Annotated in this window: 12 protein-coding genes; 2 read left to right on the top strand and 10 right to left on the bottom strand. The window is 74.3% G+C overall.

The features are described 5' to 3' along the window. Window positions 1-126: 126 nt before the first annotated feature. The 7 genes from ACTMSW_RS21425 to ACTMSW_RS21395 all read right to left on the bottom strand — a co-directional run bounded on the left by ACTMSW_RS21425 (window position 127) and on the right by ACTMSW_RS21395 (window position 10,599). Window positions 127-1,959 carry an NHL domain-containing thioredoxin family protein gene (locus ACTMSW_RS21425; protein WP_441182426.1) on the bottom strand — a complete coding sequence of 611 codons (1,833 nt, stop codon included), beginning with the start codon at window positions 1,957-1,959 and terminating at the stop codon, window positions 127-129. Window positions 1,960-2,085: 126 nt separating this feature from the next. Then, complete coding sequence (locus tag ACTMSW_RS21420) at window positions 2,086-5,094, bottom strand: LppU/SCO3897 family protein (protein ID WP_441182425.1); 3,009 nt, start codon at window positions 5,092-5,094, stop codon at window positions 2,086-2,088. A 327-nt stretch (window positions 5,095-5,421) separates the two neighbouring features. Beyond that, the gene (locus ACTMSW_RS21415; protein ID WP_357038084.1) at window positions 5,422-5,559 is read right to left on the bottom strand and encodes a hypothetical protein; all 138 of its coding nucleotides are present in this window, start codon (window positions 5,557-5,559) and stop codon (window positions 5,422-5,424) included. A gap of 237 nt (window positions 5,560-5,796) precedes the next feature. Beyond that, a complete protein-coding gene (locus ACTMSW_RS21410; RefSeq protein WP_441182424.1) occupies window positions 5,797-7,275 on the bottom strand; it encodes a dihydrolipoamide acetyltransferase family protein in 1,479 nt (492 codons plus the stop codon). Window positions 7,276-7,280: 5 nt separating this feature from the next. Next, window positions 7,281-8,270, bottom strand: coding sequence for an alpha-ketoacid dehydrogenase subunit beta (locus tag ACTMSW_RS21405; RefSeq protein WP_441182423.1), 990 nt, complete (start codon window positions 8,268-8,270; stop codon window positions 7,281-7,283). Further along, window positions 8,270-9,445 (bottom strand): pyruvate dehydrogenase (acetyl-transferring) E1 component subunit alpha, encoded by a 1,176-nt coding sequence (gene pdhA / locus ACTMSW_RS21400; RefSeq protein ID WP_441182422.1) that lies wholly within the window; start codon window positions 9,443-9,445, stop codon window positions 8,270-8,272. The genes ACTMSW_RS21405 and pdhA overlap by 1 nt, the downstream gene beginning before the upstream one ends. Before the next feature lie 626 nt (window positions 9,446-10,071). Further along, window positions 10,072-10,599 carry a hypothetical protein gene (locus tag ACTMSW_RS21395; RefSeq protein ID WP_441182421.1) on the bottom strand — a complete coding sequence of 176 codons (528 nt, stop codon included), beginning with the start codon at window positions 10,597-10,599 and terminating at the stop codon, window positions 10,072-10,074. Window positions 10,600-10,809: 210 nt separating this feature from the next. On the opposite strand from ACTMSW_RS21395, the gene ACTMSW_RS21390 reads away from it, so the two are divergent. Next, the gene (locus tag ACTMSW_RS21390; protein ID WP_441182420.1) at window positions 10,810-11,457 is read left to right on the top strand and encodes a phosphatase PAP2 family protein; all 648 of its coding nucleotides are present in this window, start codon (window positions 10,810-10,812) and stop codon (window positions 11,455-11,457) included. A gap of 83 nt (window positions 11,458-11,540) precedes the next feature. On the opposite strand, the gene ACTMSW_RS21385 is transcribed toward ACTMSW_RS21390, so the two are convergent. Genes ACTMSW_RS21385 through ACTMSW_RS21375 form a run of 3 tightly spaced genes read right to left on the bottom strand, consistent with a single transcriptional unit; the run spans window position 11,541 to window position 16,346 of the window. Continuing rightward, window positions 11,541-12,761 carry a hypothetical protein gene (locus ACTMSW_RS21385; protein ID WP_441182419.1) on the bottom strand — a complete coding sequence of 407 codons (1,221 nt, stop codon included), beginning with the start codon at window positions 12,759-12,761 and terminating at the stop codon, window positions 11,541-11,543. A gap of 55 nt (window positions 12,762-12,816) precedes the next feature. Beyond that, complete coding sequence (locus tag ACTMSW_RS21380; RefSeq protein WP_441182418.1) at window positions 12,817-14,481, bottom strand: GTPase family protein; 1,665 nt, start codon at window positions 14,479-14,481, stop codon at window positions 12,817-12,819. 17 nt (window positions 14,482-14,498) lie between these two features. Further along, window positions 14,499-16,346 carry an ABC transporter gene (locus ACTMSW_RS21375; RefSeq protein ID WP_441182417.1) on the bottom strand — a complete coding sequence of 616 codons (1,848 nt, stop codon included), beginning with the start codon at window positions 16,344-16,346 and terminating at the stop codon, window positions 14,499-14,501. A 196-nt stretch (window positions 16,347-16,542) separates the two neighbouring features. Between ACTMSW_RS21375 and dnaK the strand changes: the two genes are divergently transcribed. After that, window positions 16,543-18,402, top strand: coding sequence for a molecular chaperone DnaK (dnaK, locus tag ACTMSW_RS21370; protein WP_441182416.1), 1,860 nt, complete (start codon window positions 16,543-16,545; stop codon window positions 18,400-18,402). The last annotated feature ends 27 nt before the right edge of the window (window positions 18,403-18,429 follow it).

The following is an 18,429-nucleotide window of genomic DNA, read 5'->3' as shown; positions in this document are numbered from 1 at the left end:
GCACCCTATTAACGCCTCCGGTAGAGGAAGGGCCCCCTTTTAACACCCCGCCGCCCGCGCCGCCCGGTGCCCGGCGCTCGCCGCTTCCCGCGCGGCGCCGGGACGACCGGCACCGCGCGGGACGGTTCAGGCGTCGAGGCCGCGCAGCACCAGCGGTACGCGGGTCGCGGCGTCGGGGACCACCCGGACCGGTACGCCCCAGTCCTGCCGGGTCAGGTGGCAGGCCGCGTGCTCGACGTCGGCGTCGCAGGTCGCCGCCTGGGCGGTCACCTGGAGCACCCCGTCGGTCACGTCACCGTTGACCACCAGCCGCCGGGACAGATCCGTCCCCGTGCCCGCCCCCTCGACCAGCAGCTCCGGCGGGGACGCGGAGACGACCAGCCGGGTGGACGGCCCGTACGTCTCGTCGAGCTTCTGCCCCGGTGCGGGCGTGAAGATCACGTCGAGGACGACCTCGCCGGCCGCGACGTCGGTCGGTTTGCGTTCGGTGCGGTGCCGGGGGCCGTCCACCGTGCTCGCCCCCGCGGCGGTGAGGGCGCCCGGCGCGAGCCGGGTCAGGCGGTGTGCCGCCGACTCCACCACGAGCACCTCACCGGACGGGGTGAGCACCAGGTCACTGGGCTCGGCGAGCCCGTCGGCGACCGTGGAGACCTGGTTCGTCCCCGGGTCGAAGCGCCGGACCGCGCCGTTGTACGTGTCGGCGATCAGCACCGAACCGTCCGGCAGCGCGCACACACCGAGCGGGTGCTGGAGCAGCGCCTCCCCGGCCGGGCCGTCGACGTGTCCGAAGTCGAAGAGGCCCTGCCCGACGGCGGTGCCCATGACGTCGTTCTCGACGTACCGGATCGCACTGGTCTCGCTGTCGGCGACCCAGAGGCGGGCGCCGTCCGCGGAGACGGACAGGCCGGACGGCTGGGCCATCCACGCCTCCGCCAGGAGCCCGTCGCGCAGGGCCTCGACGGTGGTACCCGCGTACATGCCGGCGGTGCGCCTGATCGGGTCGAACCACCACAGCTGGTGGATGCCCGCCATGGCGATGACCAGCTTGTCGTCGTACCAGGCCAGGTCCCACGGGGACGACAGGTCCACCGACAGCGCGTCGTGCGAGTGGTCGTCGACCGCGGAGCGCCACTGCCGGCCGGTCCCGGCGACGGTGACCACCTCACCGGTGGCCAGGCGTACGCCGCGTAGCAGGTGGTTGACCGTGTCCGCGACGACCAGGTCGTAGCCGGCGACCTCGGCCGTGTGCGCGGGGAGCAGGCAGAGACCCTGCGGCTCGGAGAAGGTGGCCGCCGCGGCGGGACCGTCCGCCCGACCCCGGTCGCCGGTGCCGATCCGGCGGACCACCGTCTCGCCGTCCGGGCCGAGCTCCACCAGGGAGTGCCGGGCGGAGTCCGACACCAGCAGGTTCCCGCCGTCGAGCACCACGGCCTTGCCGGGGAACCGCAGCGTGGTCTCCGGCTCGGCCGGCGGAACGTACGGGCCCTCGCCCCGGTGCAGGGTGCCCTTCGCCTCGTGGGTGACGATCAGGTCGTCGATCAGGCGGGCCAGCCCCTCGGCGTGTCCCTCGCCGGCCATCGTGGCCACCACGTAGCCCTCGGGGTCGATCACCGACAGCGTCGGCCAGGCGCGGGCCGCGTACTGCTGCCACATGCCCAGCTCGGGGTCGTCGAGGACGGGGTGGTGCACGCCGTACCGCTCGACGGCGGCCGCCAGGGCGTCCGCGTCCTTCTCGTGCTCGAACTTCGGCGAGTGCACGCCGATCACGACGAGGACGTCGCCGTACTTCTCCTCGAGCGGGCGCAGCTCGTCGAGCACGTGCAGGCAGTTGATGCAGCAGAAGGTCCAGAAATCCGCGATGACGATCTTGCCCCGCAGGTCGGACAGCTTCAGCTCTCGCCCACCGGTGTTCAGCCAGCCTCGACCGCGCAACTCCGGCGCGCGTACTCGTGCGCTCATGGGCCCAGTCTGCCGGACCGGGACGCCGCCGCCCGGCGGTACCCCGAGCGGGGTCGATCACATCCGACCCGGAGACGGCGACGGGGCCACGGTCACACCGTGGCCCCGCCCTGTCGTCCGTAACGCTCAGCCGGCCGCCGGCTTGAGGCACAGCACCCGGTTGGTGCCCTCACCGGGCAGCACCACGTGCGGCTGGGACGGGTCGGCGCACTTCTCCTTGGCATCCACCTTGGAGACCACCGAGTACGCACCGGCCTCGGCGCAGTCCACCGCCGTGGCGCCGTTGCCGGACTGCTTCACGCAGGAGCCGACCGCGGGGTCGAAGCCGGGGGCCTTTTCGGAGTCCCCGACCATCCCCAGCAGGGTGAGCAGACCCAGCGGCACCGCCAGGATCAGCACGGCGGCCACCAGCACGGCCGCGAGGACCCGCCCGTTGCGCACCTTGGGGACGGGCGCTTCGGCGGCCGGCTCGGCGATCGGCTTGAACGCGTCGAACCGCCCCTGGTCCTGCTCCGAGGCGCCCTGGTCCCAGGACGGCTCGGAGGGCTGCGGCGGCGGGGGGAACGCGGGCGGGTAGGCGCCGCCGCGCGCCGGGTCCCCGGGGCCCGGACCGAACCCGCTGCCGTTGACGCTCGCCGCGCCGCTGGTTGGGGCACCGAAGCGCTCGGCCGGACGCTCCGCACCGCTCTGCGGCCGTACGCCGTTGACCGGCCGGTCGGTGGCCGGTGCGTCGGCGAACGCCGGCATGCCGGGCGGGAACGCCGGGGGTGCCGCCGGCGAGGCGGGAGCGACCGGCGCGGCCGCGAAGGCGGCGGTCGCCGGGCGATCCCGGTTGTCGTGGCCCGGTCCGAACCGCTGGTCCGGGCCGTGGTCGAACCGGTTGTCGGGGCCCTGGTCGAAGCGGTTCTCCGGGCCCTGATCGAACCGGTTGTCGGGGCCCTGGTCGAAGCGGTTCTCCGGGCCCTGATCGAACCGGTTGTCGGGGCCCTGGTCGAAGCGGTTCTCCGGGCCCTGATCGAACCGGTTGTCGGGGCCCTGGTCGAAGCGGTTCTCCGGGCCCTGATCGAACCGGTTGTCGGGGCCCTGGTCGAAGCGGTTCTCCGGGCCCTGATCGAACCGGTTCTCCGGACCTTGGTCGAACCGGTTCTCCGGTGCCGCGCCGAAGCGCGACGGCGGAGGGGCTCCCTCGTCGTGCGACGGCTCCTCCGCCGGCTCCGGTCGGGCCGGCCGGCCGTACACCCGGGGCTGCGGCGCGGGCGCGGCGCCCGGTCGCAGGGCCTGGTCGGTCGGTGGCATGACCCGGCTGGCCAGCGGCACGGAGGCGCTCGCCGAGATGCTGCCGCCCTCGCCGCCGGCCCCCGCCGGCACGGAGGCCCGGCCGGCCGACTCCGGAGAGGTACGCGGCGCGGGTACCACCGGACCAGCCGGCGACTGCGGCTCCTCGTGCCGGGAAGCGGCGTGCCCCCAGTGCTGCTCCGGCTCGTACGCGGACGCGCCACCCTCGCGGCCGGACGGGTCGGCGTGGGCGGGCTGGCCGGACACCGGCGCGTACTGGGCGGGCGGGGCGTAGTCGGCGGGCGGCGCGGCGGCCAGGCTGGCCCCCGGCACGCGCTGCTCCTGCGGGGGCAGCGGGACCGCGTTGGCCGGTGAGATTCCCGGTGCCGGGCCCGGCTGGTAGATCGGCGACTCCTCACCGCGAGACTGCTCCCAGCCGTCCCCGGAGCGGGAGTTGGCCTGCTCCGCCGGATCCGAGTGGCCCCACGCCTCGCTCGCCGACCACGGCTTGACGTCCGGCGTGGACTCCCGGTCGGGGCCGTTCCGCTGCGGCAGGCTCCCCGCGGGAGCCCACGCGGGCGGACCACCGTCGCCCGGGACCGACGCGCTCGCCCGGGCCGGGGGGGTCGCGGCGGATTCGGGGGAACCCCAGCCCGGACCGTCGCGGTCGTCCGCCGGCGCGGGAACCGACGCCATGCCGGACGCGGCGCGGGCCGCCCACTCGCCCTGCGACTGCTCGACCGGGGCGGAGGCCCGCCCGGCGGCCGGCTGCTCCGCGCCGCCGTCCCAGCCCTCGCCCTGCGCGGCCCAGTCCGGCTGCTGCGGCCGGTCGTCGTGCGGCTTGGCGGCCCAGCCGCCGGAGCGGGCGGAGTCGTCCTGCGTCGCCCAGGCCGGCTGCTGCGGCCGGTCGTGCTGCGGGGGGCCACCGGCGGCCCAGCCGCCGGAGTGGCCCTGATCCTGCTGGTTGGGCGACCAACCTCCGGCCTGCGCCTGATCCTGCTGGCCGGCCCAGCCACCGGCCTGTGCCGGGTCCTGGCCGGGGGCGCCGTTGGCCCAGCCGCCGGCCTGTGCCGGCTCCTGCGCTGCCTCCCCGGTCCAGCCGCCGGAGCGGCCGGCGTCGTCCTGGCTGGGCCACGGCGGCGGAGTCGGGGGCGCGGCCGGTACCTGGGCGGCGCCACGGGCGGCGGCCTGCTCGGACTGCCCCCAGGCCGGGGACGCCTGGTCGGGCGTCGGCCAGGCGGTCTGCTGCTGCCATCCGCCGGAGCGCGCCGGGTCCTCCTGCGCGGCCCAGTCGGGCTGCTGCGGCCGGTCACCCTGGGCGGGCGCGTCGTTGGCCCATCCGCCGGACTGCGCCGGATCCTGGGCGGGCGCGCCGTTGGCCCATCCGCCGGACTGCGCCGGGTCCTGCTGGTCGTTGGCCCATCCAGACTGGACGGGAGAGTCCTGCGCCGGCCAGGCGGCGGCCTGCGGGACCTGCGCCGCACCGCGTACGGCGGCCGGCCCGGCCTGCGCCCACGCGGGCTGGTCGGGCTCGCCGGCCGGCCGGGCGGGCTGCTCCGCCGGGGTCGGCCAGGGCTGGCCGCCGTTGCCCTGGTTCCACGAGCCGGGCGCGTTCGCCTCGGCCTGCTGCGGCACCTGGGCGGCACCCCACGAGGGTGCGGCGGGCTGGTTGTCGTGGGCCGCCCAGGCGGGCGCGGCGGGGGTGGGGCGCGCCGGCGGCGGAGGTGCCCAGCCGAGATCGGGGGTGCCGTAGCCGTTGTCCTGCTGCGCCGGCCGGTCGCCGTACGGCGCCGGTCCGCCGGCGCCCGGCGACACCTCGTCCGGCTCCTGGCCGGGGTGGTGCGTGCCCTCGGACGTCATGCGTGCGCCTCCTCCATCACCTGTCGGCCGCCGGTCGCCTGTCGGCGCCGCAGCCGGCGTCGCCGGTCGGCACCGGCTCCCAGCACGGTATCCGGTGAGCCCCAGCGGGGCTCGGGGAGCACCGGTCGTCACTCCCCGTCGCCGTGTGGTGTCGAACAGCTTCGATCGACGTGCCCGCTCCGGCTGGCGGGCGACGACCGAGCCCCACCGTACCGGGCGCTGCGGCGAGGGGGAATCCCGGTGTCAATGGGTGTGAAACGCCGATGGCCCACCCGGGCGGACCGGGCGGGCCATCGATCGTGAGGAGGTGAGGAATGTCGTGGAGCGTCAGCGCATGTGACGCTGGGCGATGGCGAGGATCTCGTCACGGACCGCCGGGGAGTTCGCGGAGCGCAGCGCGCTCTCGATGGCGCGGGCGCGGCGGCTGGCGTCGCGGCGGTTACGGATTCGCTCGATCATGCTCATGGTGGCTCTCCTCCTGGCTATTCGGTTGTCAGCCCCTGGTGAGTCCATTTAACCGCAATCCGCCGCCAACTTCCATCGATTATTAGGTGAGCTGAGACACCTGCCGAATAATCGAAGGTCACTCCGGGGTCGTGGCCGACGTTTCTGTTCCCCAACGGTAACGGCCGGTGTGCCGGGCGTTAACCCGTGGCACACCGGCCGTCGGCCGGGTCCCGCCGGTGACGGCGGGTGGACCGGTCAGGTCCAGGCGAGCAGCGCCGCCTCCGGGTCGGCCAGGAAGTCCCCGATGTCGCGGAGGAACTTCGAGCCCAACTCGCCGTCGATGATCCGGTGGTCGAAGGACAGGCCGAGCGTCGTCACCAGACGCGGCCTGACCTTGCCCTTGTGCACCCAGGGCATCTCGCGGACCGCGCCGAAGGCGAGGATCGCCGACTCACCCGGCGGCAGGATCGGCGTACCGGTGTCGACCCCGAACACCCCGACGTTGGTGATCGTCAGGGTGCCGCCGGACATGTCCGTCGGCGAGGTCTTCCCCGCCTTGGCCGTCTGCACCAGGTCGGTCATCGCGTTCGCCAGCTCGCGCAGCGAGAGCCGGCCGGCGTCCTTGATGTTCGGCACGATCAGGCCCCGCTCGGTGGCCGCCGCGATGCCCAGGTTCACGTAGTCCTTGACCACGATCTCCTCGCCGGCCCAGGTCGAGTTGACCATCGGGTGGCGCTTGACCGCGAGCAGCACCGCCTTGGCGACCAGCAGCAGCGGCGAGACACGGACGTCGCGCCACTCCCGCCGCTCGCGCAGCCGGTCCAGGGCCTTCATCGCCCGGGTCACGTCGACGGTGAGGAACTCCGTCACGTGCGGAGCGGTGAACGCCGAGCGGGACATGTTCTCGGCGGTGAGCTTGCGTACCCCCTTGACCGGGATGCGCTGCTCGCGGTCCGCGCCGAAGCTCGCGGCGGCCGTGGTCGGCGCCGTGACCGTCAGCGGCCCGGCCGCCGCCGGGGTCCCGCTCGCCGCCCGCTGTACGTCCTCCCGCGTGATCGAGCCCAGGGGCCCTGACCCGGTCAGCGTGGTCAGGTCGACGCCGAGGTCCTTGGCGAGCTTGCGGACCGGCGGCTTGGCCAGCACGAGCGCGACGGCCCGCCCGTTGCCGTTCGCGGCAGGGGCGGGGTCGGGGACAACCGGCGCCGGCGCCGGCGCCGGGGCCGGAGCCACCGGAGCCGAAGGGGCCGGGGCGGCCGACGCCTGAGCCGGCACGCCACCCTTGCGCGGGCGGCGCTTGGCCGCCGTGGTGCGTGGGCCGTAGCCGACCAGCACGGCGGTACGCCCACCCGGGGCGGGACCGCCGATCAGGCCCGGCTCGATCGCGCCCTCGCTCGGCGCCACCTCGACCGCGGCCAGCGAGGCCGCCGACGGGGTGGGCAGGTCGGCGGCCGGCGCACCGGTCGTCGACTCCTCGAGCGGCCCGGCGCCCGGGTCGGTGTCGATCGAGATGATCGGCGTGCCGACCTCGACCGTGGTGCCCTCCGGGTGGAAGATCGCCCGCACCTGACCGGCCCACTTTGCCGGGATCTCGACGGCCGCCTTCGCCGTCTCCACCTCGACGATCGGCTGGTTCAGCTCGATCGTGTCGCCCACCTTGACCAGCCAGGCGAGGATCTCGCCCTCGGTCAGGCCCTCGCCCAGGTCGGGGAGGTTGAACTCCTTGATCCGCGACATGCCGCTCACCATCCGAAGGTGCGGTCGACGGCGTCGAGCACCCGGTCGAGGTCGGGCAGGTACTCCTCCTCCACCCGGCTGGCCGGGTAGGGGGTGTCGAAGCCGGTCACCCGCAGCACCGGGGACTCCAGGGAGTAGAAGCACTCCTCGGTGATCCGGGCCGCGATCTCCGAGCCCAGGCCCAGGTTGCCCGGTGCCTCGTGGACGACGACGCAACGGCCGGTGCGCTTCACCGACTCGTACGCGGCGGTCAGGTCCAGCGGGGAGAGCGTACGGAGGTCGATGACCTCCAGCTCCCGGCCGTCCTCGGCGGCGGCGGTCGCCGCCTCCAGGGCGGTACGCACCATCGGGCCGTACGCCAGCACGGTCGCGTCCGTGCCGGCCCGGGCGACCCGGGAGGAGTGCAGCGGGTACGCCTCCGACAGCGGGGCGTCGACGTCGACCGGCCCCTTCTCCCAGTAACGGCGCTTCGGCTCCAGGAACACGATCGGGTCGTCCGAGGCGATGGCCTGCTGGATCATCACGTACGCGTCCTGCGGGTTGGCGCAGGTCACGACCTTGAGGCCGGCGGTGTGCGCGAAGTACGCCTCGGGCGACTCCGAGTGGTGCTCGACCGCGCCGATGCCACCGCCGTAGGGGATCCGGATGACCATGGGGATCCGGACCTTGCCCTGCGAGCGGTAGTGCATCTTCGCCACCTGCGACACGATCTGGTCGTACGCCGGGTAGACGAAGCCGTCGAACTGGATCTCGCAGACCGGGCGGTAGCCCCGGATGGCGAGGCCGACGGCGGTGCCGATGATGCCGGACTCGGCGAGCGGGGTGTCGATGACCCGCTGGTCGCCGAAGTCCTTCTGGAGGCCGTCGGTGATCCGGAAGACACCGCCGAGCTTGCCGACGTCCTCGCCCATGATGACGACCTTCGGGTCGTTCTCCAGGGCGCGGCGGAGGCCGGTGTTGAGGGCCTTGCCGAGGGTGAGCGTCTCCGTGGCCATCAGTGGGCGCTCCCCTCGAACGACTCCATGTACGTGCTGAACCGTGCCCGCTGCTCGTCGAGCTCGGGGGACCCGTTGGGGTAGACGTGGTCGAACATCGACACCGGCTCCGGGTCGGGCATGGCGAGCACCCGCTCGCGCAGGTGCACCGACTCGGTGCGGGCCTGCTCGTCGATCTCGGCGAAGAACGCGTCGTCGGCGATCTCCTGCTTGGTCAGGAACGCCTTCATCCGGGCGATCGGGTCCTTCGCCTGCCAGGCCTCGACCTCGCTGGCGATCCGGTACCGGGTCGGGTCGTCGGAGGTGGTGTGCGCCCCCATCCGGTAGGTGTAGGCCTCGATGAGGCTGGGGCCCTGGCCGAGCCGGGCGTTGTCCAGCGCGTGCCGGGTCACCGCGTACGTCGCGAGCACGTCGTTGCCGTCCACCCGGACGCCGGGGAAGCCGAAGCCACCCGCCCGCTGGTAGAGCGGAACGCGGGTCTGCCGCTCCAGCGGCTCGGAGATGGCGTACTGGTTGTTCTGGCAGAAGAAGACCAGCGGCGCGTGGAAGACACTGGCCCAGACGAACGCCTCGTTGACGTCGCCCTGGCTGGTGGCGCCGTCGCCGAAGTAGGCGATCACCGCCTCGCCGTCCTCGGTGCCGGTCCTGCCGTCCATGTGGACGCCCATGGCGTACCCGGTCGCGTGCAGGGTCTGCGCCCCGATGACGATCGTGTACATGTTGAACTTGAACTCGTTCGGGTCCCAGCCGCCCTGGTCGACACCGCGGAACAGGCCGAGCGGCATGATCGGGTCGATGCCCCGGCAGTAGAGGACGCCGTGCTCCCGGTAGGTCGGGAACGCCATGTCCTGCGTACGCAGCGCGCGCCCGGAGCCCACCTGCGCGGCCTCCTGACCCAGCAGGCTGGCCCAGAGGCCCAGCTCGCCCTGGCGCTGGAGGGCGGTGGCCTCCGCGTCCAGCTTGCGGACCAGCACGAGGTCGCGGTAGAGGCCGCGGTACTCCTCGTCCGTGAAGTCGACGCGGTACTCGGTCCCGTCCGGGCCGGTCGCGCTCTCGATCCGCTCACCGTCGGCGGTGAGCAGTTGCACCAGCTGCGGGTCGCCGGTCGCGCCCTTCCGGGAGCGGGGTGCGGCCCGCCGTCCGCGGCTGGTGACCCCGGGGTCGCCCTTTGCCATGCGTTTCTCCCTGTCATGTCTGCGTCGGCACCGGGGGGTCACCCGGCAACGCGCAACTCGTGCGCCTGTCCGACTCGTGCCGGACCGGTTCCTGGCGGCCGCGCCTAGCCCCGGTGGGGGTTGCCGCGCGGCGTGAGCCGGGGTCGTGGAGCGACCCCGGTTCGGGAGCGCCGGCGCTCAGCCGTGCCGTCCGCGGGGGTGCGCGGAGGCCGCGGCTGCGTTGCCGTCGTGGTCCATATTCGCATCACACGTGAGCCCGCCCACAGTGCGCCCGGCCCGCACCTCGTGCCCCGCCCACTTCGTTACACGAAGCGTCGGCTGTCGCTTCTCGTGACGCGCGGCCGAACCGGTGATGATTTGCGCCGTTCGGCCACATACGCGTGTCGACACGCTGTGCGGGGTTGGCCTACGCAGCGTCACTGGGCAAGGCTGATCGTGCGGGATCGCCCGCCGATCCGATGGTTCGCCGATCCTGTGCCACCACCGGACGGACCACACGAGGAGGATGCCGTGTCCGAGCCAGAGGAAGTCCCCGGATCGCCGTTCCTCGGCCGGCACCGAGCTACGGGCTACCGCAGGGTCGTCGGAGCGCACCGGGCACCCGGCGCCGGCGGACCGTCCCGGGGTTACCTCTTCACCGTCGCCCTGCTCGCCGGCACCGCCTCGATGCCGATCCTCGCCGCCATCAGCACCGGCTCCGCGACGATCGGCAGCACCGCCCTGCCGGACAGCAGCACCCCGTTCATACCCACACCCTCCGTCGGTCCGGTGGTGATCCCCCTGCCGGTGACCGGCCAACCGGCGGCGGTCCCGTCGACCGGCTCCACGCCGGTGGTCGGTGTCGCGGCGAGCGCCGGGCCCCCCGGCGTACCTCCGGTGGGGACGCCGGCCGGCGCGGTGCCGGCTCCACCGGCCCCCGAGTCCGCCCGCGCCGCGTCGTCGCCGGACGCGGCCGTCCCGTCGCAGCGGCCGGGTCCGCCGCGCCGCACCACCGCGCCGGTCCGGTCGCCGCTCCCGACACCGGCCCCGACGCCCACCGCGGGCCCCACGCCGACGCCCTCGCCGACCGCCGGACCGACGGCGTCGGCCGCGCCGACCAGCGCACTCCCCCCACCCCCCTCGGACCCCGCGCCGACCACCGTTCCCACCGCCACCGCGGCACCGTCGCCTCCGACCCCGACGGCGGAGCCGACCGTGACCGCGCCGCCCCCCGAGCCGGGTCCGGCACCGACCGACCCGATCGGCCCGACCGCGCCGGCATCGGCCGGTACGGTGACGGTCGACCCGAGGTGAGAGCGGTCGAGCGAGCGGGTGGACGGTGACGAGCGATCCCGGACGGCGGTCCGGGACGGAGCAGGGGTGGGGTGCTGAGCGGAGCGGACGGCACGGGCCCGGCTGACCGGTCCCGGGTGGTGACCGCACGGCCACCCGGCCCCGCGCTGCGGCTGGCCCGTCTGGTCACCGAGCTCACCGCGCCCGCTGTCGTGGTCTCGGTCCTCACCGTCGCCGTCGGGTGGCACAGCGCCCGGGGCAGCGTGGACGGCCTGGCCTGGGGGCTGCTCGCCACACTCTTCGTCAGCGGGATCCCGTTCGCGTACATCCTCGGCGGCGTGCGACGAGGTCGCCTCACCGACCACCACGTCCGTCTGCGCGAGCAGCGGCGGATTCCGCTGCTCGTCGGCGTCTGCTCGGTCGCCGCCGGAACGGCCCTGCTCGCGGCACTCGACGCGCCCCGCCCGGTGCTGGCGCTGGCGGCGGCCGGAGTGGTCGGACTGGTCGTCGCCGTGGCGGTGAGCCACTGGTGGAAGATGTCGATCCACACCGCGGTCGCCGCCGGATCGGTGGTCGTCCTGGTGGTGACGTTCGGGCCGCTGCTGGCGGCGACCGCGCCGCTGCTCGCCCTGGTCGGCTGGTCCCGGGTACGGCTGCGCGACCACACCGTGCCGCAGGTCCTCGCCGGCGGCGCACTCGGTGCCCTGGTGGCGGCGGTGGTCTTCACCGGCCTCCGCTGACGGCGTAAGGAAGGGCCCCCGCTTAACGCCTCCGGTAGAGGAGGGGGCCCTTCTTAACGCTCGTAATGCTCGGCGGCGCCCGCTCAGGCGCCGTCGTCGGCGAGCCGGTGGCGGTTCGCCTCGATCCACGCGTCCAACGCCGCCGGGTCGTCCGGATCGACGCCGTCGGCCATCAGCTGGGCGACCGCGGCGGTGGCGGGACTGCGCCGCTCACCGGTGGTGTAGAGGCGGGCGAACTCCGGCACCATCTCCTCGATCGCGGCGTCGGTCTGCGCGGCGGCCTGCTCCGGCAGGCCCCGCTTGCGGGAGCCGTACGCGGCCCAGCCCCGCAGCACCCGGGGCAGCAGGGCGGCGTCGTCCATGTCCAGCACGGCCCGCCGGTGCACCCAGTCGAGCAGGAACAGGCCGGCGACGCTGGGGCTCCACCGCATCGGATCCGGGTCGGTGAAGCTCGCCGCGTGGTCCAGCAGCAGGCTGATGCAGAAGTGCAGCGACGCCAGTTCGGCCCCGTCGATGGTGTCCAGGCCGAAACGGGCCGCCTCCGGGGCGGCGAGGAAGCGCCGGACCAGGTCCGTACGTTCCGCGGCGGTGAGCGGCTCGTACGCCCGGACGGCCTCGGGGCGCCCGGACGGCAGCAGCGCCAGCCGTGCCCCGACCAAGGCCCGGTCGGTGGCCAGCGAGCCCTCACCGGGCAGCTCGCTGAGATCGTCGGTGACGGCGAGGTGGCGACCCACCTCGGTGCGCATCCGAGCCGGCTCCTCCTCGCGGAACCAGGTCAGCTCGTCCTCCGAGCACATCTGCCGCACCTGGTCGATCACCCGGGCGGCGGGCCCACCCACGAAGACGTCCTTGGTGATCCCGATGTTGTGGTCGACGAGGGCCACCAGGGCGTGCTCCGGCCCTCCGGCGGCGTCGTCGTACGCGAAGGTCGCCAGGTAGGAGGTCTGGTCGCCGTACACGTCGCCGTAGGCCCAGCAGCCGGTGAGGTGAACTCGCCCGAGCTGGCCCGACCAGGCCGGTGCGGCGGTGCCGGGGCGGACCCGGTCGGCGCCGGCGGCGTCGGGCACCAGCGCGGCGAAGACGGAGCGGATGGTGGTCGCCGACGCGGTGCGGCGGCGGGAGGTGGCGGCGAGGAAGTTCGCCACGAACTGTCGGACGGCGACCTCCCGCCCGGTTTCGGCGACGGCGTAGACGCTGCCGAGCAACGCTGCGCCGAGCATCTCGGCGTCCAGGGCGTTGTCGAGCTTGGCCACGTCCCGGGCGGCGTGCAGCACCGCGTCGTACGGGGTCTCAGGCGTTCCCATCCACCGACCCTACGTCGCCGCCGCCCCCGGGACAGCGCTGCCGCCCGGTACGGCGTCAGCGGCGTGCGGCGTCCCGGAGGGCGTGCCGCGCCTCGGCGTACGTGCCGAGCACCTCCCGCACCGGGCGCAGGACGTACTCCTCGCCGACGTCGGCGACCGCGGCGTTGAGCCGGCGCTCCGCCCGCCGCCGGGCACGACGGGCCGCCCAGCGGACGACCGGCCGGGTCAGCGCCGCCACCAGCAGGCCGGCGAGCAGGCCACCGAGCAGCAGCAGGGTAGGCAGCGGCACCACGCCCACGGTCGGGTTGTCCAGGGCGGGCAGCCCGAGGATGCGCAGCGCGTACCCGAGGGCCAGCCAGCCGAGCCCGACCACCGCGGCGAGGGTGACCAGCCACTGCAGTGCGCCGACGAGCCGCCACCAGACCGGCCGGTGGTCCATCCCCAGATCGGTGCCGGCGATCGCGCGGTCCAGCGCGTCGGGCAGGTCGGCAAGGCGCGAGCGGGCGGCGGCGGTGATCGCTGCCGGCCAGGCCCCGGGCAGAGGCGCACCGGCGCGGTCGGCGACCGCCCGGATGGCCAGCCCGAGCGCGGAGCGCTGTGCTGCGGTCGGGTCGGGCACCGAGGTCGCGGCGACCAGGCTCTCCGCCGGGTCGGCGGCGTCGCCGGGGGTGCCCGGCAGGTGCAGGCGGCGCAGGGGGTCGGGGCGGAGCCGTCGCCAGCCCCGCACCAGCGGCCAGCCGGTGGCGGCGCCGCCACGGTGCCGGTACGCGCGCTCGACCGCGTCGCCCACCGCCGGTACGCCCGCCGCGCCGGACAGCGCCCGGTGCAGCCCGGCGACGGCGGCGTCGTCCGGTCGGGTGGATGGCTCGGCGCTGTCCACCAGCTCACCGAGGCCGGCCACGACGCTGTCGACGTCGCCCGCCAGGCGCCGCAGGGCGGCCTGCCGTTCGGCGACGGTCCGCTCCAGCGCCTCCCGCAGCCCGGCCATGCCGTCCGGGTCGACGGCGGTGGTGGCCATCAGCGGTACGCCGTCCAGCCCGTCGGCGTCGAGCAGCCGGCGCAGGTCGGCCAGCACCCGGGGCAGCTCGGCCGGGGGCAGCCGGTCGGCCTGGTTGAGCACGACCAGCGTCACGTCCCGGTGCCGGTGGAACTCGCGCAGGTAACTGGTGTGGATCACACGGTCCGCGTACTTCTGCGGGTCGACCACCCAGACCACCAGGTCGACGAGCCCGAGGAGGCGGTCCACCTCCAGCCGGTGGGACCGCTGCACCGAGTCGAAGTCGGGCAGGTCGAGCAGGATCAGGCCGTGCATCGAGGACTCGTCGTCGCCGTCCAGCACGCTCTCCCGGACGAACCGGTGGCGGGGCAGGACGCCGATCCAGTCGAGCAGCCGGTTGCCGCCGTCGAGCGGGCCCCAGACGCAGGCGTGGGTGACGCCGGTGGTGGGGCGGCGCACCCCGACCGGGGACAGCTCCATCCGGGCGAGGGCGTTGAACAGGCTGGACTTGCCGCTGCCGGTCGCGCCGGCGAGCGCCACGACGGTGTGGTCGCGGGAGAGTGCGAGCCGGGTGCCGGCGCGCTCGACGAGGGTGTGCGCCGGCACGAGCGGCGTGTCCGGCAGGTGCCCGTCGACCAGGGTGAGGAACCGGCGTACCGCCTGGAGGCGCGCGACCAGCGCGTCGGCGTCCACCCGCTGGTCGCCGCGGAACGCCTCGCGCATGCGTCCGACGATATTGCTCACGGGCGCCCTTCCTCGTCGGCCGGCGGCGTCCGGGCCACCGTGGCGGCCTCGGCGAAGCCGCTGCGGTGCCGGGCCGCCTCGACCTGGTCGGCGGCGCGGCGCAGGGACCCGGCGACGTCCGCGGCCGGCCGCGCGGCCCGCGTCCGTTCCAGGTAGCGCGCGGCCTCGTCGTCCAGCAGCGTCCGCACGCGGGCGAGCAGGTCGGTCCGGGCCTTGTTGGCGAGCGTACGCACGGCCTGGTCGCCGAAGATCGCCTGGAGCACGGCCTGCGCGGCGACCGTCGTGCCGGCTCCGGTGGCGACCTCCAGCCCGGTCGGGATGAAGGCGGTCGACGCGAACACCGCGACCATCACGGCCAGCCCGGTGGCGTTCACCGCGTACGCGGCGGTGCGGGCCACGAAACGCTTGTCGCCCCCCTCGACCGCGACCAGTTCGAGGACGCCGCGCTGCCAGTCGCGGACCAGCCGCTCGGCCCGTTCGGGCAGGTCGGCGGAGGGGTGGGCGAGGTCGGGGTCGAGCAGGGCGGCACCGGCGGGGTGCGCCTTCCACCCGGTGTACGCGGTCTCCGCGGCCTCCGAGGAGACCCCGCGCAGCAGGGTCACCAACTGCGACTCGATCGCGGTGCGCAGCTCGGCGGCGGGGGCGGGCCGGCCGGTCACGGCGGCGACCACCCGGTCCCGGAGGCGCCCGATGCGCGCCTCCAGCGTCCGGAACAACTCGCCGGTGCCGACGAACTCCTGCCAGCGGGCGAGCACCTCGCCACGGAGGAGCCGGCCGTCGGAGAGCCCCTGCTCGACGGTGCGGTGCGCCCCCCGGTACGCGGCCCCCACCCGCTCGTCGAGCGAGTCGGCGGCGACCACCTGCTCGTCGGCGGCCTCGGCGAGCCCGGTGACGGCCGGGTGGAGTGCGGCGAGCGCACCGTCGAGGGTCTGCCGGACCACGGCGCCGCGGGCGTCCGCGTCGGCGGCGAGCCGGGCGAACCAGTCGGCGAGCGGCGCGGTGACCTGCGCGGGCAGCAGGCCCTGCCCGTCGACCCAGGTCTCCGGGAGCACGAACAGCGGCGCCGCACCGAGGTCCTGGGCGGCGAGCATCTCGGACAGGTGGGCGGCGATCTCGTCGGCCGCCTCGGGGGGTACCCGGTCGAGGACCATGGCGATCACCGCGCCCCGGGCCCGCGCGCTGCGCAGCAGTTCCCAGGGGACGGCGTCGGCGTACCGGGCGGCGGTGGTGACGAAGAGCCAGAGGTCGGCGGCGGCCAGGAGTTGGCCGGCGAGGGCCCGGTTGGCGTCGACGACCGAGTCGATGTCGGGCGCGTCGAGGAAGGCCAGCCCGGCGGGGAGCGCGGGAGCGGTGACGAGTTGCAGGGTGCGCGGGTCCTCGCTGGGCTCGGTGGTGCGGGTCAGGCCGGGCAGCAGCTCCCCCCGGCGGAACCAGGCGGAGTCCGTCGGATTGCAGACCAGCACCGGGGAGCGGGTGGTGGGCCGCAGCACCCCGGCGGCGCTCACCCGGGCCTGCACGAGGCTGTTGACCAGGGTCGACTTGCCGGCGCCGGTGGAGCCACCGACGACCACGAGGAGCGGGGCGTCGAGCCGGCGCAGGCGGGGCAGCAGATAGTCGTCGAGCTGGTCGGTGAGGCTCCCGGCGGCCCGGCGGGCCGGCTCGGCGGAGGGCAGCGCGAGCGGGAACCGCGCCGCCTCGACCGCGGCCCGCAGGCCGGTCAGCGCGGCGGGCAGGCTGTCGTCCCCGGTGGTGGCGGGCGGATCCTCCCCGGCGTCCGTGGAGCCGGTGCGAGCGGCGACGGCGGGCGCGGCGGACTGGGTGGCGGGATCGCCGTGCGTCGTCACCGCTAAAGCGTGCCCGACCGATGCAAGGGAAGACAACCGGACGGTAATAACGGGTGGGTTGCGTCGGGTCCGCTCAACCTCGATTTGACGATCGGCGACGGCGTGGCACTATTGAGTCAAGTTCACTCAACTTGTGGTGGGTGTGCTGCGGGCGGTGCCCGTCACCTGCTCAACGTAACGAAGCGAGGAAGCGAAGATGGCACGTGCGGTCGGTATCGACCTCGGCACGACGAACTCCTGCGTCAGCGTCCTGGAGGGCGGTGAGCCCACCGTCATCGCCAACGCTGAGGGATCGCGGACGACCCCGTCGATCGTCGCGTTCGCCCGCAACGGCGAGGTGCTCGTCGGTGAGGTCGCCAAGCGCCAGGCGGTGACCAACCCGGACCGGACAATCCGCTCGGTCAAGCGGGAGATCGGCACCAACTGGTCCGTCGACATCGACGGCAAGAAGTACACCCCGCAGGAGATCTCGGCCCGCACGCTGATGAAGCTCAAGCGGGACGCCGAGGCGTACCTGGGCGAGCAGATCACCGACGCGGTGATCACCGTCCCGGCCTACTTCAACGACGGCCAGCGCCAGGCCACCAAGGAGGCCGGTGAGATCGCCGGCTTCAACGTGCTGCGGATCGTCAACGAGCCGACCGCGGCCGCCCTGGCGTACGGGCTGGACAAGGGCTCCAAGGAGCAGACCGTCCTGGTCTTCGACCTCGGCGGCGGCACCTTCGACGTCTCCCTGCTCGAGCTGGCCGAGGGCGTCGTCGAGGTCAAGTCGACCAGCGGTGACAACCAGCTCGGTGGCGACGACTGGGACCAGCGGATCATCGACCACCTGGTGAAGACCTTCCGCGGCGAGCACGGAATCGACCTCGCGCAGGACAAGATGGCCCTCCAGCGGCTCCGCGAGGCTGCCGAGAAGGCCAAGATCGAGCTGTCCGCCGCCACCACCACGAACATCAACCTGCCGTACATCACCGCCGGCTCGGCCGGCCCGCTGCACCTGGACGTGACGCTCAGCCGCGCCGAGTTCCAGCGGATGACGCAGGACCTGCTGGACCGCTGCAAGGGCCCGTTCGAGCAGGCCGTGAAGGACGCCGGGATCAAGGTCTCCGACGTCGACCACGTCATCCTCGTCGGCGGCTCGACCCGGATGCCGGCCGTGACCGACCTGGTCAAGCAGCTCACCGGCCGCGACCCGAACAAGGGCGTCAACCCGGACGAGGTCGTGGCCGTCGGCGCCGCCCTCCAGGCCGGTGTGCTCAAGGGCGAGGTCAAGGACGTCCTGCTGCTCGACGTGACCCCGCTCAGCCTGGGCATCGAGACCAAGGGCGGCATCTTCACCAAGCTGATCGAGCGCAACACCACCATCCCGACCAAGCGCTCCGAGGTCTTCACCACGGCGGACGACAACCAGCCGTCGGTGCTGATCCAGGTGTTCCAGGGTGAGCGCGAGATCGCGGCCTACAACAAGAAGCTCGGCACCTTCGAACTGACCGGTCTGCCGCCGGCGCCGCGTGGCGTGCCGCAGATCGAGGTCACCTTCGACATCGACGCCAACGGCATCGTGAACGTCCACGCGAAGGACCTCGGCACCGGCAAGGAGCAGAAGATGACGATCACCGGCGGCTCCTCGCTGCCGAAGGACGACATCGAGCGGATGCGCCGGGACGCCGAGGAGCACGCCGACGACGACAAGCGTCGTCGCGAGGAGGCGGAGACCCGCAACCTCGCCGAGGCGCTCCAGTGGCAGACCGAGAAGTTCCTGGCGGAGAGCGGCGACAAGCTGCCGTCGGAGTCCCGCGACCAGATCAACGAGGCCCTCGGCGAGCTGCGTGGCGCGCTCGGCGGCCAGGACATCGAGAAGATCAAGTCGGCGCACGAGCGGCTGGCCCAGGTGTCCCAGCAGGCCGGTTCGCTGCTCTACAACCAGCCGGGCGAGCAGCCGGGCGAGGCCGGCCCGGGTGCCGGTGCGACCGGTGGCGCCCCGGGTGGCGCGCAGGCCGCCGGCGGTGCCGACGACGTGGTCGACGCGGAGATCGTGGACGAGGACAAGAAGTGACGATCCGCCTCGCACACGTACTCGACG

Source organism: Micromonospora sp. BQ11, from assembly GCF_052068135.1.
In the GTDB taxonomy this organism is placed as follows: Bacteria; Actinomycetota; Actinomycetes; order Mycobacteriales; family Micromonosporaceae; genus Micromonospora.
Note: the sequence above shows the minus strand (reverse complement) of the source record. Positions and strands in the feature narration are given on the sequence as shown.

Bases quoted from the DNA above. Each gene is read 5' to 3' on its own strand.
- ACTMSW_RS21415 (WP_357038084.1), bottom strand. From the start codon at position 5,559: ATGAGCATGATCGAGCGAATCCGTAACCGCCGCGACGCCAGCCGCCGC.
- ACTMSW_RS21410 (WP_441182424.1), bottom strand. From the start codon at position 7,275: ATGTCGCGGATCAAGGAGTTCAACCTCCCCGACCTGGGCGAGGGCCTG.
- ACTMSW_RS21425 (WP_441182426.1), bottom strand. From the start codon at position 1,959: ATGAGCGCACGAGTACGCGCGCCGGAGTTGCGCGGTCGAGGCTGGCTG.
- ACTMSW_RS21380 (WP_441182418.1), bottom strand. From the start codon at position 14,481: ATGCGCGAGGCGTTCCGCGGCGACCAGCGGGTGGACGCCGACGCGCTG.
- dnaK (WP_441182416.1), top strand. From the start codon at position 16,543: ATGGCACGTGCGGTCGGTATCGACCTCGGCACGACGAACTCCTGCGTC.
- ACTMSW_RS21420 (WP_441182425.1), bottom strand. From the start codon at position 5,094: ATGACGTCCGAGGGCACGCACCACCCCGGCCAGGAGCCGGACGAGGTG.
- ACTMSW_RS21405 (WP_441182423.1), bottom strand. From the start codon at position 8,270: ATGGCCACGGAGACGCTCACCCTCGGCAAGGCCCTCAACACCGGCCTC.
- pdhA (WP_441182422.1), bottom strand. From the start codon at position 9,445: ATGGCAAAGGGCGACCCCGGGGTCACCAGCCGCGGACGGCGGGCCGCA.
- ACTMSW_RS21385 (WP_441182419.1), bottom strand. From the start codon at position 12,761: ATGGGAACGCCTGAGACCCCGTACGACGCGGTGCTGCACGCCGCCCGG.